The organism is Streptomyces sp. NPDC046465, from assembly GCF_040646035.1.
GTDB lineage: Bacteria > Actinomycetota > Actinomycetes > Streptomycetales > Streptomycetaceae > Streptomyces.
The window spans coordinates 287495-308873 of the sequence record NZ_JBEYZK010000005.1 but is presented as its reverse complement, the minus strand read 5'-3'; the positions used below and the strand labels follow the sequence as shown (position 1 = coordinate 308873).

Sequence of the window (21379 nt, the reverse complement as noted above, 5' to 3'; positions counted from 1 at the left end):
TGCCGGGCGGATCTTCGGCGTCCGCGCCGCTTCCCGAACTCCCTTCACCGAAGGACCTCTTGCGATGACTGCTGCCCTGTTGCGATCGCGGCCCGGCGGAGAGCTGAACCGCGCCGACCTGACCCGCGACGACCTGACCCGCGATGACCTGATCACCCAGTGGGCGCTGGCCGCCCGCGACGGCGACGCCCAGGCCTTCGAGCAGTTCGTGCGGGTCACCCGCCGCGACGTCTGGCGCTTCGTGGCCCACCTCAGCGGCGACCCGCACAGCGCCGACGACCTGACCCAGGAGACGTATCTGCGCGCCCTGACCTCGCTGCACGGCTACGCCGCCCGGTCCGGCGCGCGCACCTGGCTGCTCACCATCGCGCGCCGGACCGTCGCCGACCGTTTCCGCTCGGCTGCGGCCCGGCCGCGGATCGCCGACACCGGCGACTGGCAGGCTGCGGCCGAGCGGGCCCAGCCCCGCGGGCTCCCCGGCTTCGAGGAGGGCGTGGTGCTGCTCGATCTCCTGGAGTCGCTCGACGCACCCCGCCGCGAGGCGTTCGTCCTGACCCAGCTCGCCGGGCTGCCGTACGCGGACGCGGCGGACGCCGTCGGCTGCCCGATCGGCACCGTGCGCTCGCGCGTGGCACGGGCCCGGGAGCGGGTGAGCGAGCTGCTGGTCGCCGCGGACCGGGCCGGCTGACGATCCGCCCTCCCCGCCGTGCCGGGGCCTCTCGGAAAGGGGCCCCGGCCAGGCGCGCGACGACCCCGGTCGCGGCCCCCGACCAGGGCGCTTAGCGTGGAGCGGGGATGTTGGGAGGCCACCATGGACCGCGAAGCCGTGCCTGCGCCGGAACCCGTACCCGCGCCGGACACCGCCCCTGCGACCGGACCCTCGGGCGCCGTGCCGTACCCAGGAGGCGGGCGCCACGAACATCGCTGGCTGATCCTCGCGGTGATCGGCATCGCCCAGCTCATGGTGGTGCTCGACGCGACGATCGTGAACATCGCGCTGCCCTCGGCCCAGAAAGACCTGGGGTTCAGCGACGGCAACCGGCAGTGGATCGTCACCGCGTACGCCCTCGCCTTCGGCTCCCTGCTGCTGTTCGGGGGCCGCATCGCCGACCTGGTCGGGCGCAAGATCGTGTTCCTCGCCGGTCTCGCCGGATTCGCGGTGGCGTCCGCGATCGGCGGCGCGGCGAACAGCTTCTCGATGCTGGTGGCGGCCCGCGCGCTGCAGGGCGTGTTCGGCGCGCTCCTCGCACCCGCCGCCCTGTCGTTGCTCACCACGACGTTCACCGATCCCCGGGAACGCGCCAAGGCGTTCGGCATCTACGGCGCGATCGCGGGCGCGGGCGGCGCCGTGGGCCTGCTGCTCGGCGGCGTCCTCACCGAGTATCTGAACTGGCGCTGGTGCCTGTACGTGAACCTCGCGTTCGCCGTCGTCGCGATGGTCGGCGGCGCGCGCCTGCTGCACGCGGGCGCTCCGCCGGACCGGCCCAAGCTGGACGTGCCCGGCACGCTGCTGGTGTCGGCCGGTCTGTTCTGCATCGTCTACGGCTTCTCCAACGCCGAGACACATGCCTGGGGTGATGTGCTGACCTGGGGCTTCCTCGTGGTCGGCGTCCTGCTGGTCGCGGCGTTCGCGTGGTGGCAGACGCGCGCCACGCATCCGCTGCTTCCGCTGCGCGTCGTCCTCGACCGGGACCGCGGCGCGTCGTTCCTCGCCATGTTCATCTCGGGCGCGGGCATGTTCGGCGTGTTCCTGTTCCTCACGTACTACCTCCAGCAGATCCTGCAGTACACGCCGGTCAAGACCGGTCTCGCGTTCCTGCCGATGGTCGCCGTGATGGTGGTCGGCTCGGTGGTGACCACCAACAACCTGGTGCCGCGGGTGGGTGCGAAGCCGGTCGTGCCGCTCGGCATGGGGCTCGCGGGCGCCGGCATGGCCTGGCTCACCGCCCTCGACGTGTCGAGCGGTTACGCCGCGCACGTGCTGCCGCCGCTGCTGCTCGCCGGGCTCGGCCTCGGTTTCGTCTTCGCCCCCGCGATGAGCATGGCGACGGCCGGTGTCGCGTCCCACGACGCGGGCGTGGCCTCCGCCATGGTCAACACCTGCCAGCAGGTGGGCGGTTCGATCGGCACGGCCCTGCTCAATACGCTGGCCACCACGGCCGCCTCCAACTATCTGGTGGGCAGGAAGCCGACTCCGCAGGTCCAGGCGCAGGCCGCGATGCAGTCGTACTCGACCGCGTACTGGTGGTCGGCTCTCTTCTTCGCGGTCGGGCTCGTCGTTACCGTGATCCTGTATCGCAGAGGAGCGCCGGTGCATACGGAGACGGGCAGCGGCACGGTTCACATGTAGGGCGGTGGCTCGATGGCATCGAATCCGGCTCCGGGCCCCGGCGCGGGCCCGGCTTCCGGTGCCGGAGGCGGAGTGGCGCTCGCGTCGGCCCGCGGCCGCTGGGTCCTGGCGTGCGCGGTGCTCGCCTCGGGCATGGCGCTCCTCGACGGGACCGTGGTGAACGTCGCCCTGCCGACGCTCGGCAGGGACCTCGGAACGTCACTCTCCGCGCTGCAGTGGGTCGTCAACGCCTACATGCTCACGCTCTCGGCGCTGCTCCTGCTCGGCGGGGCCCTCGGCGACCGCGTCGGGCGGCGCCGCACGCTCGTCATCGGGGTGGTGTGGTTCGCGGCGGCGTCCGCGCTGTGCGGGCTCGCGCAGGACGCCGGGACGCTGATCGCGGCCCGCGCGCTGCAGGGCATCGGTGGGGCGCTGCTCACGCCCGGTTCGCTGGCGCTCGTCCGTGCCTCGTACCGCCCCGAGGACCAGGCTCGCGCGGTGGGCGCGTGGTCGGGGCTCGGCGGTGTCGCGGGGGCCGTCGGCCCGTTTCTCGGCGGCTGGCTGATCGACGGGCCGGGCTGGCGGTGGATCTTCCTGATCAACGTGCCGCTGGCCGCACTGGTCCTGTACGCGGTGCGGCACGTGCCGGAGAGCCGCGACGAGACGGCGGCCCAGCAGCCGTTCGACGTTCCCGGGGCGTGTCTGGCCGCGCTGTTCCTCGCGGGCATCAGTTTTTCACTGATCGGCGCGTCCGGTGACACGTCGGCGGCGGGCGTGGTCCTGCCGGGCGTCCTGGGACTCGCGGCGGGCGTCGTCTTCGTCGTGGTCGAACACCGCAGGCGGGATCCGATGCTGCCGCTCGTGCTGTTCCGCTCGCGCCTGTTCACCGCGGCCAACGTGATGACGTTGTGCCTCTACTCCGCCATCGGCGGAATCCTGTTCATGCTGCCGGTGCAGTTGCAGACGACGCTCGGGTACGACGCGCTGCGGGCGGGCACGGCGACGCTGCCGATCACCGTCCTGATGCTGCTCCTGTCGGCGCCCGCCGGCGATCTGGCGCGGCGCCTGGGTCCGCGCCTGCCGCTCGTCGTGGGGCCGACCGTGGCGGCCGCCGGGGTGCTGCTCATGCTGCGGATCCGGCCCGGGGCCTCGTACGTCACCGAGGTGCTGCCCGCGGTGGTCGTCCTCGGTCTCGGCATGAGCCTGTTCGTGGCGCCGCTCACGGCGACCGTCCTGGCCTCGGTGGACGCGAGCCGCGCCGGGCTCGCCAGCGGCGTCAACAACACGGCGGCGCGCATCGCGCAGTTGCTCGTCGTGGCCGGGCTGCCGCTCGCGGTCGGCCTGTCCGGTACGGCGTACGCGGACCCCGACGCGCTCGACACCGCCTTCGGCAAGGCGGCCGTGGGCTGCGCGGCGCTGTTCGGTCTCGCGGCGGCGGCCGCCGCGGTGTTCGTCCGGCCGAGCCCGGCGGCCTGGCACGACGAACGCGGCAACGCGCCGCAGTGCAAGACGTGTCTGGGCCTCCAGGCCCCGCCGCTGGAGCCCGGTGACCGTGCCGGGGAGTGACCGCGGCCCCTACCCGCTGACCTCGCGTACGACCTCACGTACGAACAACGTCACGGACACCGTCGCCTCGAATCCGTTGCGCCGCATCAGCGTGGCCGACGCGGTGTTGCGGGACTCCACATCCGTCACGATGGTGCTCGCGCCCGCCTCCGCCAGCGTCGCGCAGCAGGCCTTCACCAGGCGGCTCGCGATGCCCTGTCCCTGGTGCTCGGGGGCGCTCGCGATCCACTCCAGGTTGCCCCAGTCGGCGCGCTGGTCGAACCCCATCGAGCCGAGCACGTATCCGGCGAGGCGCCGGTCGCCGTCCAGCGCGACCCAGCAGGCGGACGACTCGTTGTCCAGGTGCCGGGCGATCGCGGAGAGCGACCAGGACGTGTACGGCTTCACGGACGTGTCGTAGACCCGACGGCCCAGGGCGAGGACATCGGCCAGATGGGTGGCCGTGAGCGGTTCCAGGACGATCGACGCCGAACGCTCCGGCGCGGCGGGGCTGGACATGGGGCCTCCCAGGGAGCGGGCGCGGCGCCGGGCCGCGGCCGCGCGCACCTCACACTATGAGGCGCCCGGTGCTCGCGCATGCCGAGATCCGCCGGGCCCCGGGGTCCCGAAGCCCCCGCAACGCGTCGGGCGGCGTCCGCGAAACGCCCGCCGGGCAGGGCCGGGCAGCCATCGGTTCCCACCCGTCGAGCGCCCAACTCGCCCGCGTATCCTGTCCTTTGATCAGGTGGACGCCTGTCCGAGGCATGGCGCGGGAGCCCTTATCGTGGAGCGCATGTCCGTTCCTGAGCTGATCCGCATCGTCTCCCGCTCCTCCCCCATGGCCCTCGCCCAGGTGGAGCGCGTCCGCACCGAACTCGCCGCGCTGCACCCCGGCATCCGCACCGAGGTCGTGCCGGTCACCACCTCCGGGGACCGCTGGATGGGCGATCTGGCGGCGCTCGGCGGCAAGGGAGCGTTCACCAAGGAGGTCGACGCCGCACTGCTCGCGGGCGAGGCGGACCTCGCGGTGCACTGCGTCAAGGACGTTCCGGCGGACCGGCCGCTGCCCGCGGGGACCACGTTCGCCGCGTTCCTGGAGCGGGACGACATCCGGGACGCGCTCATCCATCCCAAGGGGCTGACCCTCGACGAGCTGCCCGCAGGGACCCGTATCGGCACGTCATCGGTCCGCCGCGTGGCGCAGCTCGCCGCCTCCCACCCTGAGTTGGAGTGCGTCCCGATGCGCGGCAACGCGGGCCGCAGGCTGGCGAAGCTCGCCGCGGGCGACGCCGACGCGCTGCTGCTCGCCCAGTCGGGTCTCGACCGCATCGGCCGCCCCGACCTGGCCAGCGAGATCCTGTCGGTGGAGACGATGTGCCCGCCGATCGGCGCGGGCATCCTCGCCCTGCAGTGCCGCGAGGACGACACCGCCACCATCGACGCCGTCACGGACCTCGGCGACAAGAACGCCTGGCGGGAGGCGACCGCCGAGCGCATGTTCCTGCACGTCCTGCAGGGCCACTGCAACTCGCCGATCGCCGGGTTCGCCCGCTCTGAACGCGGCGGCGACCTGTCGCTGCGCGCCTGCGTGTTCACGCCCGACGGCAAGACGGTGCTCAACGCGCACGAGTGGGCGGGCCCGCTCGACCCCGCGACGCTCGGCACGTCCGTGGCCGTCGCGCTGCTGCGCCAGGGCGCCCGGGAGCTGATCGACGGCATCGCCCACTGAGCGGTGCGGGTGGCGGGTGGCGGGTGGCGGGGGCTGAGTCCCGCATGCCGGGCAGGCGTCGGCCTTTTGTGTCACAGGTCGTCGACAGCGCCAACCGCGCGGGCGGGTTCTCCCCTCTTGCACGGCGGGCCGACGGCCCCCTTCGCTGCCCGTACCTGTTGAGGAGTCAGCCACCATGCTCAAGAGATCCGCGTCCATGAGACCCGCGTCCACGATCCGGCCTCTTCGCCGTCGCGCCACGGGACTTGCCGTGGCCGGTACGGTCTTCGCCCTCGCCGCCTCCGTGCCCGCGACGGCCGCGCCCGACCGGGCGCCCGCCGCCCCCACCGCCGCCGCGGCGGCCGGTCCGATCTCCGTCTTGAAGTACACCGCCCAGGAACGCCGGGAAGCGCTCGCCTACTGGACTCCCGCTCGTATGAAGGCCGTCGGCAAGTCCGTGGACCTCGGTCCCACCGGACCGATGGCCAAGCCGTGGCGCGGCACCACCCTGAAGACCGTGGGACGGCTCTTCTTCGTCAACGCGAGCGGCGCCGACACCTGGTGCACGGCCACCGCCGTGAAGAGTGCCAACCGTTCCGCCGTGATGACCGCGGCCCACTGCGTGCGCCGTGGCTCCTCTCCCGTCAACACCAACATGTCGATGGTGTTCGCCCCCGGCTACAGCAAGGGCAAGGCGCCGTACGGCGCGTTCGCGGTCCACCAGGCCGTGACCCCGCGCGCCTGGGAGGAGGACTCCGCCAACGACATGTCCGCCCTGACCGTCGACGCGGGCAGGACCGGCAAGAAGCTCACCTCCGTCGTGGGCAGCCAGGCCGTCGCCTTCAACCGTCCCGTCGGCGGCACCATCTCCTCGTTCGGCTACTCCGCGACCCGTCCGCAGCTCGGCGAGCAGCTCCTGCGCTGTGTCGGTACGGCGAAGAAGGAGCACGGCACGCAGTTCATCCCCTGTGACATGAGCGGCGGCTCCAGCGGCGGCCCGTGGCTGGCCGACTTCGACGCCACCACCGGCAAGGGCGTCGTGGTCTCGGTCAACAGCTCGCTGGACTCCCTGACGCCGACGAAGATGTACGGAGAGATCTGGGGAGCCACGGCCAAGAAGGTGTACGACCGGGCACAGCAGCTCTGACGCGGCGCCGGGGGCGCGGCTGCGTGACGGGCTGTGTGACGGGGCGGCTGTGTGACGGGCAGCTGTGTGACGGCGCTTCTCGTCGCGTGTGACGAGAGTTCTCGCGGTAGATGATGAAACGATGACAGACCCCCTGAACCCGGGTTCCAGGGGGTCTGCTGGACGACATGAACACCGAGAACATCCCCTCCTCCCCCAGCCCCCGGCGCCCCGTGCGGCGCACCGCGGCGGTCGCCCTTGTGGCCGCCGTAGGCATCGCCGCTCTCGCCGCCTGCGGCGGCGGTGAGAGCGGCGCCGCAGCCGACAGCGGCAAGGCCTCCGCCGACGGGGACAAGAATACGAACGCTCCCCGGGTCCTGTGGATGGGCGACTCCATCGCCGGGGCCGAGGCCCCGGCTCTCGGCGCGGCGCTGAAGGCGAGTGACGCGTCGTTCAAGTCGATGGCGGCCGACGGCGGCGGCGGTGTCACCGGAGAGATCGCCGAGCCCACCTGGGAGCAGCTGCCCAAGGAGCTCGCGTCCTTCAAGCCGGACGTCGTGGCCTACCAGATCACCACCTACGACTGGGGCAAGCCCGCCGAGCAGCGCACCGGCTACGAGAAGCTGGCCAAGACGGTCGGCGACGCGGGCGCCGAGCTCGTCATCGTCACGGCGCCGCCCTTCAAGATCGACGACTTCTACGAGCCGCACAAGGCCGAGATCAAGTCCGCGCCCAAGTCCGCCGAGGACGTGGCCGCCAAGCACCGGGACACGGTGCGCTTCCTCGACTCCGCCGCCCTGTGGGGCGACGACGGCACCGCGCCCAGGGCCCGGCGCAGCAAGGACGGCATCCACACCTGCCAGCAGGGCGCGGCGGGCTTCGCGCAGTGGCTGACCAAGGAGCTGGGAAAGCAGTACTCCTTCACGCCCGCCCCGGCCGACCGGTGGGCCACCGGGTCGTGGACCGGTGACAAGGTCTACGGCCCGCTGGGCTGCAAGTAGGCGAGCAGCCGTACGGCGGGGGCGTCCGTCCGCCCTCGTACGCCGAGCCGGAACGTCGATCGCGTGGGGCCCGAACCGGGCCCCACGCCGTCCGCAAGGAACGAACCCCATGCCCGCGCACGCCACCCCTCCCGCCCTCGCGTCCCACCGACGGCAGGCCCCCGCCCCCGCTGCCGCGCCGATACCCGGCAGGCGGCACATCGCGCCCCTGGACGGTCTGCGCGGCCTGGCCGTCCTGGGCGTGCTGTTCTTCCACGCCGGTCGGTTCAGCGGTGGCTTCCTCGGCGTGGACCTGTTCTTCGTGCTGTCCGGGTTCCTCATCACCGGCCTGCTGTTGGAGGAGGCGGCCCGCGACGGCCGCGTCGACCTGGTCGCCTTCTGGGGGCGGCGCGCCCGCCGCCTGCTGCCCGCCCTGGCCGTGACGGTGGCGGGGACGCTGCTCCTGGTGTGGGGCTTCGGGTCGGTGACCCTGCTGCGGTTCGGTCTCGACGACACCCCATGGGTCCTTGGCAACCTCGCGAACTGGCATTTCATCGCCGACCAGGTCGGCTACTGGGACTCCGCCGACACGCGGGTGTTCAGCCACTTGTGGAGCATCGCGGTCGAGGAGCAGTTCTACCTCGCGTGGCCGCTGGTCGTATGGCTGGTGGCGCGCGGTCGGCGCCGGGACGGTGCCGCCGGGGGTGGCGGGCGCGTCGCGGTCGTGGCCGCCACCGGGGCCGTTGTGTCGCTGGCGCTCATGATCGCCTTCACCGGGCCCGTCGACACGACGCGCGTGTACGAGGGCACGGACACCCGGGCCTTCTCGCTGCTGCTCGGCGCGCTGATGGCGACCGGGCCCGCCACCCGTCTGCTGGCGCGGGCAGGGGCACGGGTCACGTCCTGGGCCGCGCTGGTCCTGGCCGTCGGCATCGCCGCCTACTGGATCCTGGCCGACGGTCAGAACTCCCCCTCCCTGTTCCGGGGCGGACTGTTCCTGCACGCGCTGGCCGCCGCCCTTCTCATCGGCTGCCTCGCCCAGGCTCCGGACGGCCCCGTGGGCCGGGGCGTCGGCACCGCCCCGCTGCGCTGGTTCGGCTCGATCTCGTACAGCCTCTATCTGTGGCACTGGCCGCTCTACGTCCTGCTGAGCGAGGAGCGCCTGGGCAGCGCGGGCTGGGACCGTACCGCGCTCGTCATCGGCGTCTCCGTCGCGGCCGCCGCGCTCTCCAAGTACCTGGTCGAGGACCCCGTCCGGTTCCGGGCCCGCTGGGCGCACGGCCGCTCCGGAGCGCTCGCGCTGGTGGCCGTCCTCGCCGCGCTCGTCGCCCTGTGGGCCGTCATTCCCGTACCGCGCGCCGGGGTCGGTTCCGTGGACGTCACCCGGCTCACCGCCGACGGCTGAGCCGGGGCGCGGCGGGCCCCCCGCCGAAAAGTGGGCCAAAATCACAGAGACACCTCCCGCATGGCAATGACATCAACCGCATACCTGGAGACGAGCACATCCCGATGCCACGAGTTCTGCTGATCGAGGACGATCCCGCGGTACAGAAGGGGGTGTCGCTCGCGCTGCGGCGCCGGGGTCACAAACTGGAGGTGGCGGCGAGCGGTGAGACCGGACTGCTCACCCTGGAGCGCTTCCGGCCCGATCTGGTGCTGCTCGATCTGATGCTGCCCGGCATGTCCGGCCTCGAAGTGTGCCGCCGCATCCGCGAGACCAGGCAATTGCCGATCATCATCCTCTCCGCGCGGGGCGACGACATCGACCTGGTGGTGGGCCTGGAGGCGGGCGCGGACGACTACATCGTCAAACCGGCCAGCGGCGAAGTCATCGAGGCCCGGATGAAGGCCGTGCTGCGGCGGGTCGTCCCCCAGGACCCCGCGACCGCCCCCGGGCGGACCGAGCAGACCGGGCAGACCTTGCAGTCCGGGCAGACCTGGCAGACCTGGCAGGGCACCCTGGAGCTCCACGGCGACCTCGCGGTGGACCGGAGCGCCCTGCTCGTGTCCAAGGACGGCCGTGAACTGACGCTCGCGCCCTCCGAGTTGAAGCTGCTGCTCTTCCTGTCCGCCGCACCCGGCCAGGTCTTCAGCCGCCAGCATCTGCTGGAACAGGTGTGGGAGCACAGCTTCTACGGCGACGCGCGGCTCGTCGACGCCTGTGTGATGCGGCTGCGCGGCAAGGTCGAGGACGACCCGCGCCGCCCGGTGTACATCCAGACGGTACGGGGCTTCGGTTACCGCTTCGGCCCCGTGCCTCAGCCGGAGGAGCCGCGACGGCAGGAGGACGGCGCGTCGTGAAGCTGCGTCCGCCCCGGGGGCTTCGCGTCCGCCTCGTCGTCGCCTTCCTCCTCGTATCGGCGCTCAGCGCGCTCATCACCGCCGCGCTCACGTTCCGGCAGGCCCGCTCCGCGATCCTCGACCGTACGCAGGACAACGCGGTACGCGACCTCCGCGCCCAGGTCGGGTCCCTCGCCCCCGATCTGCCCTTCCCGCCCAGCACGCGGGATCTGCGCAACTTCACCCTCCAGCTGGACCGGGCCGGCGCCTCCCGCGACTGGCGCACCGCCGCGTCCTACCGGAACGGCCCGGCGGTCACCGCGCCGGGCACCGAACAGCGCACGGCGGTGCCGGCCGCGCTGCGCGCCTCCGTGGCCGACCGGGTGGACACGGTCGTCCGTCAACGCATCGAGCGGGACGGCTCCCCGTGGCTCGTCATCGGCATGCCCGTCTTCTACGCCGCCGAGCCCGGCGAAGAGCGGACCGCGTCCGGCCTCGTCGTGTACGCCGACTTCTCCCTGGACGGCGACAAGGCCGACATCTCCGCCCTGGTCGGCGCCGCGGAGGCGGGCGCCGTCCCCGCCCTCGGCATCGCCCTGGTCCCGGCCCTGTTCGCGGCGCGCCGCGTCCTGCGCCCCGTCCGGGGGCTGCGCAACGGCGCGGAGCAGATCGCCTCCGGCGAACTCGGCACCCGGCTCCCGGTCACCGGCCACGACGAACTGTCCGACCTCACCAGGACCTTCAACACCATGGCGACGCACCTGGAGGAGGACGACGCCGAGCTGCGCCGCATGGAGGCCACCGCGCGCCGCTTCGCCGCCGACGTGGCACACGAACTGCGCACCCCGCTGGCCGCCATGTCCGCGGTGACGGAGGTCCTCGACGAGGACGCGCACAGCGGCATCCTGCCACCGGACACCGCCGACGCCGTGCTCCTGATCAGCGGCGAGACCCGGAAGCTGACCCGCATGGTGGAAGACCTGATGGAGGTCTCCCGCTTCGACGCGGGCGCCGCGGCCCTGCATCCGGACGACGTCGCCCTGCGCACCCTCGTGGAGAAGACCCTGCATCTGCGGGGCTGGCAGTTGCCGCCGGGGCAGGTCGTCGTGGACGTGCCCGAGGACGTACGGGTCTCCGTGGACCCCCGGCGCATCGACGTCGTCCTGGCCAACCTGATCGGCAACGGCCTGCGGCACGGCGCTCCCCCGGTCGTCGTCCGGGCGCGACCGGCCCCGGGCCCCGACGGGGGCACGGTCGTCGTGACGGTCACCGACCACGGTCCCGGCATCCCCGAGGACGTACTGCCGCATGTCTTCGACCGCTTCTACAAGGCCGACGCGGCCCGTACCCGGTCCGAGGGCAGCGGTCTCGGCCTCGCCATCGCCGCCGAGAACGTCCGCCTGCACCACAGCACGCTGACCGCCGCCAACTCGCCTGACGGCGGCGCCGAGTTCACCCTCGCGCTGCCGCTCTCCCGCCCTGACACCCCCCGTCCAGGAGCCGCCGCGGAGGGCCGCCCATGAGAAAGAAACGCCTCCCTCTTCCGCCCCTGCTCGTCGGGCTGCTGTTCCTGGCGGCGGGCTGCGGTGTCACAGAGACCGGTCCCGAAGGGGCGGGCACCCCGGCCTCCGGCATCCAACGGCCCGGCACGCACGCCGACTACGCCCGCCTCTACTTCGTGGGGCCCTACGGCCTGCGCGCCGCCACCCGCCCCACCGACCGCCTGCTCCTCCCGCAGCAAGCCCTCGGCCTCCTCCTGGAAGGCCCCACCGACGCGGAACGGGAGCGCGGCCTGATCAGCGAGGTCCCTTCGATGAACGGACGCCTGACAGCGACGGCCACCGCCGGCACGGTCGACATCTACCTGCCCGTGAACGTGGCGGAACTGGAGGTCGCGGCGGTCAGCCAGCTCACGTGCACCGCCGCCCACGCCGACGTCCCCGGCGGTCGGCGCCCCACCGACGTGGACGTCCGCTTCCACGAGAACCTCGACCGCTCCCCTGCTCCGTGGACCGTGCGCTGCGACGCCGCCGGGAACGCCCATCCGCATACGCAGGCATGACCTCGTCCCGTACGGATTTGTCACGTGTGTGGCTAGTCGGCGGTGCATCGGCAGTTCACCGTTGGTCCACCTACCCGAGGAAAGGACCCACGGTGAGACGCAGACAATTCGTGACGGGGACGATCGGCGCGGTGTCCGGGCTCGCTCTGGCGCAGGGCTCGGCCCGCACCGCCACAGCCGCACCCGCCCGCCGTGCCGCCCAGTGGCGGGCTGTTCCGGCGCCGGGCAGCTCCCCGGCCGCCCAGCTGCGCCGCATCTCCGCGGCCGGGCCCCAGCAGGCCTGGGCCGTCGGGGAGGAGGGGCGCGCGGGGGCCTCGCGGGGGCGGGCGCTCGCCATGTACTGGAACGGCAGCGCCTGGTCGAAGTCCGACCTGACGCACCTGGACTACTCGGGACGGCTGAGCGACGTCGCCTGCGTCGGCCCCGCCGCGGCGTGGAGCGTCGGCCTGCCCGCGGGCGACGCGAGCCCGCTGCTCCGCTGGGACGGCGCCACGTGGCGCGAGGCCGCGTTCCCGGGCAGGGGCGAGTCGGGCGTCGGCCTCGAGTCGGTGGCGGTCGGCGGCGACGGGCGGGTGTGGATCTGCGGCAGCCGTGGCGGCGCCGCCCGGCTGTTGCGGGGAGACGGAGACCAGTGGCGGTGGCTGGCCCCGCTGCCGGTCGCGGGCGCCGGCCTGTACCGAGTGGTCCTGCGCACGCCGGACGAAGTCTGGGTCAGCGGCGACCAGGCGTCCGGCGGCGGCTGGTCCGGGCTCGTCGCACGCTGGGACGGCGCGTGGACAGTCCTGCCCCCGGTCACGGGCGCCCGTCTCAGCATCAGTGACCTGCACGCGGCCGCTCCGGACGACGTGTGGGCCGTGGGCACCGAAGCGGGCGTCGGCGGGCCACCGGGGCGCCCCGGCAACCCCGTACTCGCCCACTGGGACGGCGCCGCCTGGAGCCACGTACAACCGGGTTTCACCGTCGGCTCGTTGACCGGGATCGCGGCCGACGCACAGGGGCGCGCCGCCTGGATATCAGGCTGGAACCACCAGGACCAGAGCCGCAGCACGTACCTGCGCCGGGACGGTGAGGGATGGGCGGTCGCCCGGGGCCCGGCGGGCACGGCGACAGCCCCGTACCTCAATGACGTGACCTCCGTCCCCGGCACCGCGGGGTTCTGGTCGGCGGGCATGACGAGCTCCACCCCCGCCCCGCCGACCGAGGCCTACACGGAGCGCTTCGACGCCTGACCCCGCCCCCGACGCCGCTCACGCGCGAGTTCCACCGTGGTGACGACGCGGGTCAGGGAGGGCCTGCGGGGGACGGACCCGAAGCCGAACCGGACCGGCGGCCGCACGGGCCGCAGCTCTCCCAGGTCCGCACCGTCCCAGGTCGCGCCTGCCGTCGCGATCGAGCGCAGGTCCCGCGCCGCGTACCACTCGCGGCGCCCCCCGCCCGCGCTGCCGCGGGTCCGTACGCCCGGCATCAGAAGGCGGGCCGGTACGTCGCACAGCGCCGCCCACCCGGGGCTGGTCGCCAGGCGGCCCGGGACCAGACGCAGCAGCCGCCCCAGCGCGGTGGACGGTCCGGGTTCGAAGGTGAGCCGCAACGGCCCGGCCGCCACGGTCCACCGCTCACGCCCGGGTTCGACGGTGACGGGGCAGATGACGATGTCGTCGAACCGGTATGTGGCGGCGACGAATTCCGCCACCCGCTCGGACGGCGCGAGGAGCACGCGCCGTCCGTCGGCCCGCTCCACCATGACGTCGGCGAACGCGCCCAGGGGCGACAGCGGCCAGTACCCGACGACCAGACGTACACCGGCGGCGGTGCCGAGGCCCGCGATCCACCCGTCGAAGCGCATGCGGTCCGGCCGCCCGCCGGACCGGTCCTGTGTCATCGGGGTCGTCGGGGTCATCGGGCGGAGGCGGGCGCGCCCGGCACCCGCCGGTCGCCGCCGTCGCGGTCCTGCCACTGCCGGACGACGTCCACGGCACCGTCCCGCGGTTCGTGGCGCATCGGGAGGCGGCGCTCCTGCCAGGGTCTGGCGAACTCCTCGTAGAAGCTGCTCAGGTCGATGGTGCGCTGCACGAAGTGCATGTCGTGCCTCCGGTGCGTTCATACGTGGCCAGTGCCGTCGGTACGCGGTCGGGCTCGACCCCCCGTACCGACCACCTCAGTGTGCGTGACCTGGGCTCCACAGCATCCGGGGACACACGCGCCGCACGCGTCAGGCCGCTTCGTCGCGGCGTGCTTCCGCCGCTCCGGGACGTTCCGCCGCTCCGGGACGTTCCGTCGCTCCGTGACGTTCTGCCGCGGGCTCCTCGCGGTGCCGTGCGCGGCCGTGCCCGGCGACGAGCCGGAGGTGCGGTCGGCGGTGTGCGCCGCGCCGCGGGGGATCGCCGGTCAACCGGTCTTCGAACCTGTCCATGCCGACCAGCAACAGACCCATGACGGGCAACAGCAAGAGTGCGACGACGAGCATCGGTGGCGACCTCCCCATAGCGTCCCTTTTCGCCTGCCCGACTCGAACGCCTTCACGGGCCCACAATGTGAAGGTCCCGCGACGGCTCTCGTCGCGCGCTCCGGCCTGCCGGTTTCGACGGCGCCGTCGCGGACATGTGAGTTCCCACCACGGATGCCGTGTACGGCGGAGAGGATCAGAGCAATGACCGACAGCGGCCAGGCCCCCGAAACCCCCCATCGGCACCTCTCGACCGCCGGCCTCCTCGGCTGGGCGGTCGAGGCGAGCGACGGCTCGGCCGGCAAGGTCGACCCCTGCTCGGAGGAGGTGGCGCCCGACCATCTCGTCGTCGACACCGGCGGCACGCTGCTGAGCAAGAAGGTGCTGCTGCCCCTGCGCTTCGTCACGCACACCGACGAGCCGAACCGCACCCTGTACGTGGCCCACACCAGGGAACACCTCAAGGACGCCCCGCGCTTCGACCGCGACCTGCGGGTCACCGACCCCGGCTACCGTGCGCGGATCGACGCACACTATGCCGGCACTCGCTCTCCGGGCGAGCCCGGCATCTGACCCGGCTGATCACCTCACCCCGGTCGATCGCCTCACAGGGACAGCGCCAGGGCCGCCGCGACGATGGACGCCGTGGCCAGGGTCAGCATGAGGACGCGCCCGCGCAGGCCGACCCCTTTGAACAGGCCCGGCGCGCGTTCCTGCACACGCAGAGGCCCACCGCAGAGGCAGTGCTCGCCGTGCGCCTGGTCCGGGGCGTCGAGCCAGTAGGCACCGAGGAGCTGCGCGCCGTGCCGGGCGCCACCAGTAGTCGTAGTCGTCATGCCCGTTCAACCGACGCGACCGGCACCAGGCCACCGGCTCGTCCCCGTTCGTTGCGGTGACTACACCGGCTCGTGATCTTGGCACTGTCACCCGCACATGCCGGAGGTCTTTCCCGTACCCCGCGGCAGACACGGCGCAGGCCTTCCCCGCCCCCCCCCCAAGCAGAATGTGCTGAACTACCTCCGTTCCATTTCCGGGAATCACATCGTTTCCGGAGAGCACAACAAGGAGCCCGCTACGCGGCCAACCGCCAGCGGGTCGTCGACCAGGCGAAGACGGAGTGGGCGAACAGCTCTCTGACTGCCCTCACCTGGCACGTCTGCCCGCCGACCGGCCCAGGCACCTGCGCGTTCGACGGCGGTCTGGAACGTGCGGGACGATCCTGCGGGCGGTTGGAGCAACTACTGTCCCGGAAATCAGTACGTGGACGTCGTATCACTGGACGTCTGGTACAAGAACCACCCGAGCTCCGCCGACTACCAGCAGATGCGGACCATCGCGGGCACAAAGCCCATGGCTCTCGCGGAAATGGGCAGAATGCCGACCGCGTCGCTCCTGGCCGGTCAGCCCCAGTGGGCGTGGTTCATGATGTGGTCCGAGCACTTGCGCGGCAACAATACGAACCCCGAGATACAAGCGGCGTACTTCCACTCGCGTGTGTTGAACCAGGGGGAGATCACCCTCCCCTGACCGGTGGTACGGCGGTCACGGGCGGCTCGGTCACAGCCAGCCCCGCAGCCCGTGGAGGAAGCCCGCCGGGGGGTCCCAGGCGGCGAGGGCACGCAATTCGGCGGTGATGTCGTCGTGCCATCGCGGGTGCGCGGCACGGCTCCGGCGGCGGGTGGCGTGCTTGACGGCGCGCAAGGCGTCCAGGTCCCTCGCCCGGGGCAGCCACGCGGGGTCGCAGTGGACGGCACGGGCACAGCCGAGACCGGGCACGGCGAGCAGGAGCGCCGCCGAGCCCAGTGAGTGGCCGATGGCCAAGTCGGGTGCGGGCGGCAGGGTTTCGATCAGGTCGGCGGCGAGGGCGGCGGGCGTGTAGCTGCCGGACGGCCCGCTGTCACCGTGACCGGGGGAGGTCACGGCGAGTACGCGGTAGCCGTACCCCGCGATCGACGGCGCGACCCGGCTCCAGCCTCCGGCGTCCGTCATGTTGCCGTGCGCCAGGCACTGCCGTGCCGAACGATGTCGTACTCGCCGAGAAGTCGGGTCGCCCGGGGAATCTCACCCCCGGGCTCCCACAGAACCGTGCGTAACCATCTCTCGTTACATCATGTCCGGGCGAGCCACAGCGGCGCACGGAGCGACCGATCAACATACAACTTCACCCAAACGGCGTCGGTGTGAGTCTCCACGGCCTTGACAATGAGGTCCCGAGGGACGCTGTCGAATACACGGAGCAGCCGTGGGTGAGGAGGTCGGACAGGGGCCGTGCCAGCCCTGGTGCTGCTTCGCAGCTCCTGGGTGTGTCGAGGGATCAGGAACCGGATGGCAGGCCATGACAGACCATGACTGGCCATCCGCAGCCATGCTCAGAACCCTGGCGTACGCCCGGAGGTCGGGACGGACTCAGCAAGTGGGCCGGTACGGCACGTCGGGGATGTACGCCTTCCAGTCGCGGCGGGACAGCCCCGTGCTCGTGCGGGCGCAGACGTCGGAGGCCACCTGCTGCGGTGCGACGCGGTAGCGCTGAAGGGGGACGCGCTCACCCGCCGCGTAGACGGTGGCGCTGTCCGGGGCGAACGCGAGGGTGATCTGCCGGTCGCCGGGGGTGGGAAGCGCGGCTCCCAGAGCCTGGTTGGCGGTGGCGTCCCACAGCCGCAGTGTTCCCTCGGAACCGCCCACGGCGAGGGTCTGGCCGTCGGGAGAGAAGGCCAGGGTGCCCACCGGCTCGGCGGCGTCCTGTCGCTCACTGGTGAACGTACCGTCGAACTGCCCTACACGGCGGCGCAGTTCGCCGTCCCAGAGCGTGACACGCCCCGAGGCGTCACCCGCCGCGAACAGCCGACCGTCGGGGCTGAACGTGATCGCGGTCACCGAGTCCGAGTCCTGGCCCAGGCTCACTCGGGTCACGCGGCCGCCCCGCGGGTCGGCCACGCGGCCGTTCGCGTTCACCAGCAGCCTTCCGTCGGGCCGGACGGCCAGGGCGCCTCCGCCCATCCCCCGCAGCACCTTGGTGCGGGTCCCCCGGCGTACGTCGTATACCTCGGTGCGCCCGTCCTGTTCCTCCCCGCGGGAGAGGAACAGGGATCTCCCCTCCGGGCTCAGCGCCATGGAGAGGACGCCTTCTCCCCCCAAGCCGGGAGCCCGGAGGGCCTTCGGTGTCCTGTCCCGGCCCGCGGCGACGTCCCAGATGGTGAACCGTTCCCTCTCCCCCGAGTCCACCGGGCCCGTCCGGTAGGCGAGCGTCCGTCCGTCGGCGCTGAACGTCATGTCTTCCAGACAGTCGTCCACGTACTCCGCAGTGCACCGCAGCCGGGGCAGCTCGCGCGTGCGGCGCCCGGTGCGTACGTCGAACAGCTGGAAGCGGACCCCGTCGGCCCCCTGCCACGATCTGGCGAGCAGGCGGCCGTCCGGGCCGAACGCGGCTTCGGATACGGCGGGTTCCTGCCAGGTCGGGGCGGCGGCACCGCGCAGCGCGACCGAGCGCACGACGCCCCCTCGCATCTGGCGTTGTGACAGATAGCGGATGCGACGATCGTCGAGGTCGAGGCTGAGCCGGCCGACGGAGAGCGTGCTGACCGGGTACCGAAGCACCGGGTCCTCAGCATCGGACAGCCGCCAGAGACTGATCTCCTCGGCGTCCGACGTCACCATGAACCTTCCGTCGGCGCCGAACTCCAGGCTGCTCACGCCTACTTGGTCGACTCCCGGCAGCGGTTTGCCGGTCCGCGCCCGCCATATCCGCACGGCGTCAGGGGTGACGGCCGCCACCGTGCGGCTGTCGGGCGCGAACCTTACCTCCGCGCACCTGTCGTCTCCCCCGCGCGGCAGGGAGCCGGGAACGGGAAGCCGCCGCCGCTGGGCGATGTCCCACACCTGGAGCCGGCTTCCGGCCGGGCAGAGCGCCACCATGCGCTCGTCCGGACTGACGACGGCCGCTTCCACCTGACCGACAGGAGAGGTGAAGAGAACACGCCGACGCACCGTGTCCCAGACGCGGAGTCGTACGGCGGCGGTGTCCCCCAGGACGACGGTGCGCGCGGTGGAGCCGAACCCCAGGGTCACCGCGTCGGGCGAGCCAAGCCGGCGTCCGGCTGTCCGGCCCGTTCCGATGTCCCAGACGAAGACGCCGTCGTCCGTCTCAAGCAGCAGCCCCCGCGCGTCGGGGCTGAGGTGAGTGGCCGTACCGACGTGGCGGCCGAGACCCGGGTACTTCCCCGTCCTGCGCTTGGTCCGCACGTCCCACTTCGTGACGTGACCGCGGTCGGCGACGACCAGGGTGCGCCCGTCCTGGCTCAGGAACTGCTGGGAGTCCAGGCTCTCGGGCACCGTGAAGACGTCCTCCTCCGGCTGGGTGTGGGCACCCATGAGCCCCGCGCGGGTCTCCGGTGTGTCGGCCACCCGCCAGGCGGCGACGCTCAGCCGCATGGCCGTGACCGGGTCGGAGAAGCGCATCCCGTTCGCCAGCGCGCTGACCTTACGGGCGACTGCTTCGGTCCTGCGCTTCTCGCTCGTGCGGTTCTGCTGCCAGGCGACCACTCCGGCCACCAGCGCCAGGACCAACAGGACGGACAGCGTCCCCAGCAGGGACCGGCTGCGGCGGCGGTCCCTGGTGCGGGCAGTGACAGCGGCGGCCAGGAAGGCACGCTCGTGCCCGGTCAGCGCTACCTCCCCGACCTTCCCGTCCTTCCCGTCGTACGCACCGCCCTTCCCGTCCTTCCCGTCGTACGCACCGCCTCTCCCTGCGAACGCCTCCTCCACGGCGGCCAGTCGGTTGCCCCGGTACAGGGCCCCGGTGTCGCGCCCGCTCTCCTCCCACGCGTTCGCCGCGTCCGTCAGGCGACGGTGCAGCCGCAGCCGCTCCCTGTCCTCCTCCACCCAGCTACTCAGCCGGGGCCAGGCCGTGATCAGCGCCTCGTGGGCCAGATCTGCCGAGGACTCCTCCAGGGTGATCAGCCGGGCGCGTGCCAGCCGTTCCAGGACCGGGGCAGTGCCCTCGCCCACCGCGAGGAGTTCGGCACGGTCGGCCGGGCGCCGGGTGTCCGGCGCCCCCTCCCCCGGCATGATCAGACGCAGCAGGAGGTGCCGCGCGAGAACGGCCTCACCGGGCGTGAGCCGCGCGTACACCTCCTCGCCGGTGTGGGCGATGGCTCCCCGCAGGCCGCCTGCCGCCTCGTAGGACGACTCGGTCAGCGCCCGGCCCTTGCGCCGCCGCCATGTCTCGAGGAGCGCGTGTGACAGCAGGGGCAGACCGCCCGGCTGGTCGGTGACCTCCGTGACGAGCCTGGCGGTCAGGGCCCGTTCGACGAGGGCTCCCCGGGTGGCTGCAGGACCGACGATGGCCTGGCGCAGCTCTTCCTGGCTCATGGGCCCCACCAGCAAGCTGGTCCCCCTCAGGGCTGCGGCGAGCGCGCGGTGCTCCGCGCACCGGCCGTAGAAGTCGGCGCGTACGGCGATGACGACGCGCAGGCGGCTGTCCGGCCGGCGGGCGGTGAGCAGCCGGTCGATGAATCCCGCCCGTTCCTCCTGGCTCCGGCACAGGGTGAAGGTCTCCTCGAACTGATCGATGACGACGACCGTGTCGCGTGCGCCGTCCGCCGGGCAGAGCGGTGCCGCGTGCGCGGCGAGGGGGTGCGCGCCGGGGGTGAGGATGCGAATGGCCGCGGGGCGCCGGTGTGGCTCGTCGGCGTGCTGGAGGGCGGGGATCAGACCCGCACGCAGCAGGGAGGACTTGCCGCTGCCGGAGGCTCCCACGAGCGCGGCGAACCGGTTCTCCGCCACGACGGTGAGCAGTTCTCCGGTCAGTTGCTCGCGGCCGAAGAACTTCTCCCGGTCGCCCGGCTCGAACCGGGCCAGGCCGAGATAGGGCGCGGGCTCGTCGTCCGCGGCGGCCGAGGGCACGGCGGCCGCCTCTGCTGCGGCCTCGCGCCAGCGGTGCTCCCACTCCGCCTCGTCACCGCCGCAGGCCGCCACGTAGGCGCGGAGGACCGGCAGCGACGGCAGCCGCTCTCCCGCGGCCGCCTGCGCCAGGGTGGTGACCGAGTACCCACCGCGCGCGGCCATCGTCCGGTAGGTCGGGCCGCCCGCGTCGCGGCGAAGCGCGCGCAGCTCGTACGCGAAGCGCTGCACGGGACCCGCGTCCGGGTCCAGTGGACTCTCCCGACGCCCCACAGTTCCCTCCCCCGGCACGCGGCAGATCGCGTCAAGGTACGCGGGGCCGTGGCGCACGGCAACGCGTCGCAACAGGCGGGGGCTTTCTTCGGCCACCCCGTGCGACCGGCGGCGTTCGCATTGTCCGGAGTGATCGTGGGGGGCTGCCGGACAACGCGGCGGCAACTGCAATCGAGTCATCGGCCAGGGATCGGTCGGCGCCACTGGGGGGATCTCGCCCAGGTGCCTCAGCCATCCCCGGAGGCCGGACACAGCACAGCGATCGGACGAGCCCTGCCGGGGCTCAGTCGGGGGAGATATTCCATGCGCATCAAGCAAGCGATCGGCGTGGCCGCCGGGGCAGTGGCGGCAGTGAGCATCCTGACCACCGCCGCGGTGGCCGAACCGGGCGCCGCGCCCGGTGAGGCGGACGCGGCGGCGCGGAGCACCGCGCCGGACACGAGGACGGGGCCGCCGACCGAGACGGTCACCCTCACGGGGAACGGGCCGCTCACGGGAGAGGGCAGCACGGGCAACTGGCCGCCGCCCCTCACCACCACCACACCCAACTGGCCGCCGCCCCGCGCCACCGTCACGGGCAACTGGCCGCCGCCCCAGACCACCACCACACCCAACTGGCCGCCGCCCCGCACCACTTACACACTCAACTGGCCGGCGCCGCAATCGGTCGTTGGACTCGGCACCTGACACCGCTGAGGCAAGAGCCTGCCCTGCCCGATCGCGGCGGGGCAGCGC

Annotated in this window: 20 protein-coding genes; 14 read left to right on the top strand and 6 right to left on the bottom strand. The window is 72.8% G+C overall.

The features are described from left to right. Window positions 1-64 precede the first annotated feature (64 nt). The 3 genes from ABZ953_RS10600 (at window position 65) to ABZ953_RS10590 (ending at window position 3895) form a co-directional block, all read left to right on the top strand. On the top strand, window positions 65-688 hold the full coding sequence (locus ABZ953_RS10600; protein ID WP_361719956.1) for a sigma-70 family RNA polymerase sigma factor: 624 nt from the start codon (window positions 65-67) through the stop codon (window positions 686-688). A 201-nt stretch (window positions 689-889) separates the two neighbouring features. Further along, a complete protein-coding gene (locus ABZ953_RS10595; RefSeq protein ID WP_361719953.1) occupies window positions 890-2350 on the top strand; it encodes an MFS transporter in 1461 nt (486 codons plus the stop codon). A 12-nt stretch (window positions 2351-2362) separates the two neighbouring features. Then, the gene (locus ABZ953_RS10590) at window positions 2363-3895 is read left to right on the top strand and encodes an MFS transporter (RefSeq protein ID WP_361719950.1); all 1533 of its coding nucleotides are present in this window, start codon (window positions 2363-2365) and stop codon (window positions 3893-3895) included. A gap of 9 nt (window positions 3896-3904) precedes the next feature. Here ABZ953_RS10590 and ABZ953_RS10585 read toward each other — a convergent pair whose 3' ends face one another. Continuing rightward, window positions 3905-4393 (bottom strand): GNAT family N-acetyltransferase, encoded by a 489-nt coding sequence (locus tag ABZ953_RS10585; protein ID WP_361719947.1) that lies wholly within the window; start codon window positions 4391-4393, stop codon window positions 3905-3907. Window positions 4394-4667: 274 nt separating this feature from the next. On the opposite strand from ABZ953_RS10585, the gene hemC reads away from it, so the two are divergent. From hemC to ABZ953_RS10545, 8 genes are all read left to right on the top strand, one after another. Next, window positions 4668-5603: a hydroxymethylbilane synthase gene (hemC, locus tag ABZ953_RS10580; protein ID WP_361719944.1), complete on the top strand. Its 936-nt coding sequence runs from the start codon at window positions 4668-4670 to the stop codon at window positions 5601-5603. A gap of 175 nt (window positions 5604-5778) precedes the next feature. Further along, window positions 5779-6729 (top strand): trypsin-like serine protease, encoded by a 951-nt coding sequence (locus ABZ953_RS10575; RefSeq protein ID WP_361719941.1) that lies wholly within the window; start codon window positions 5779-5781, stop codon window positions 6727-6729. 167 nt (window positions 6730-6896) lie between these two features. Beyond that, window positions 6897-7709 carry an SGNH/GDSL hydrolase family protein gene (locus tag ABZ953_RS10570; RefSeq protein WP_361719938.1) on the top strand — a complete coding sequence of 271 codons (813 nt, stop codon included), beginning with the start codon at window positions 6897-6899 and terminating at the stop codon, window positions 7707-7709. Between the two features lie 109 nt (window positions 7710-7818). Next, window positions 7819-9093, top strand: a complete 1275-nt coding sequence (locus ABZ953_RS10565; RefSeq protein WP_361719935.1) for an acyltransferase — start codon at window positions 7819-7821, stop codon at window positions 9091-9093. Window positions 9094-9197: 104 nt separating this feature from the next. Continuing rightward, window positions 9198-9989, top strand: coding sequence for a response regulator transcription factor (locus tag ABZ953_RS10560; protein WP_361719932.1), 792 nt, complete (start codon window positions 9198-9200; stop codon window positions 9987-9989). Then, on the top strand, window positions 9986-11491 hold the full coding sequence (locus tag ABZ953_RS10555; RefSeq protein ID WP_361719929.1) for a HAMP domain-containing sensor histidine kinase: 1506 nt from the start codon (window positions 9986-9988) through the stop codon (window positions 11489-11491). The genes ABZ953_RS10560 and ABZ953_RS10555 overlap by 4 nt, the downstream gene beginning before the upstream one ends. Next, window positions 11488-12030: a hypothetical protein gene (locus ABZ953_RS10550; RefSeq protein ID WP_361719926.1), complete on the top strand. Its 543-nt coding sequence runs from the start codon at window positions 11488-11490 to the stop codon at window positions 12028-12030. Before ABZ953_RS10555 ends, ABZ953_RS10550 begins: the two co-directional genes overlap by 4 nt. A 92-nt stretch (window positions 12031-12122) precedes the next feature. Next, window positions 12123-13259 (top strand): hypothetical protein, encoded by a 1137-nt coding sequence (locus ABZ953_RS10545; protein ID WP_361719923.1) that lies wholly within the window; start codon window positions 12123-12125, stop codon window positions 13257-13259. Here the strand turns inward: ABZ953_RS10545 and ABZ953_RS10540 are convergent. Beyond that, complete coding sequence (locus tag ABZ953_RS10540; RefSeq protein WP_361719920.1) at window positions 13235-13927, bottom strand: hypothetical protein; 693 nt, start codon at window positions 13925-13927, stop codon at window positions 13235-13237. The genes ABZ953_RS10545 and ABZ953_RS10540 overlap by 25 nt on opposite strands. Further along, window positions 13924-14109: a hypothetical protein gene (locus ABZ953_RS10535; RefSeq protein ID WP_361719917.1), complete on the bottom strand. Its 186-nt coding sequence runs from the start codon at window positions 14107-14109 to the stop codon at window positions 13924-13926. The genes ABZ953_RS10540 and ABZ953_RS10535 overlap by 4 nt, the downstream gene beginning before the upstream one ends. A gap of 568 nt (window positions 14110-14677) precedes the next feature. On the opposite strand from ABZ953_RS10535, the gene ABZ953_RS10530 reads away from it, so the two are divergent. Next, complete coding sequence (locus ABZ953_RS10530) at window positions 14678-15046, top strand: PRC-barrel domain containing protein (RefSeq protein ID WP_361719914.1); 369 nt, start codon at window positions 14678-14680, stop codon at window positions 15044-15046. A 32-nt stretch (window positions 15047-15078) separates the two neighbouring features. Here the strand turns inward: ABZ953_RS10530 and ABZ953_RS10525 are convergent, their stop codons facing one another. Beyond that, on the bottom strand, window positions 15079-15309 hold the full coding sequence (locus ABZ953_RS10525) for a hypothetical protein (protein WP_361719911.1): 231 nt from the start codon (window positions 15307-15309) through the stop codon (window positions 15079-15081). Window positions 15310-15733: 424 nt separating this feature from the next. Between ABZ953_RS10525 and ABZ953_RS10520 the strand changes: the two genes are divergently transcribed. Continuing rightward, window positions 15734-16000, top strand: a complete 267-nt coding sequence (locus tag ABZ953_RS10520) for a glycosyl hydrolase (RefSeq protein WP_361719908.1) — start codon at window positions 15734-15736, stop codon at window positions 15998-16000. A 30-nt stretch (window positions 16001-16030) separates the two neighbouring features. On the opposite strand, the gene ABZ953_RS10515 is transcribed toward ABZ953_RS10520, so the two are convergent. Next, the gene (locus tag ABZ953_RS10515; RefSeq protein ID WP_361720196.1) at window positions 16031-16477 is read right to left on the bottom strand and encodes an alpha/beta fold hydrolase; all 447 of its coding nucleotides are present in this window, start codon (window positions 16475-16477) and stop codon (window positions 16031-16033) included. A 402-nt stretch (window positions 16478-16879) separates the two neighbouring features. Continuing rightward, on the bottom strand, window positions 16880-20644 hold the full coding sequence (locus ABZ953_RS10510) for a hypothetical protein (RefSeq protein WP_361719905.1): 3765 nt from the start codon (window positions 20642-20644) through the stop codon (window positions 16880-16882). Window positions 20645-20947: 303 nt separating this feature from the next. On the opposite strand from ABZ953_RS10510, the gene ABZ953_RS10505 reads away from it, so the two are divergent. Beyond that, a complete protein-coding gene (locus tag ABZ953_RS10505; protein ID WP_361719902.1) occupies window positions 20948-21331 on the top strand; it encodes a hypothetical protein in 384 nt (127 codons plus the stop codon). The last annotated feature ends 48 nt before the right edge of the window (window positions 21332-21379 follow it).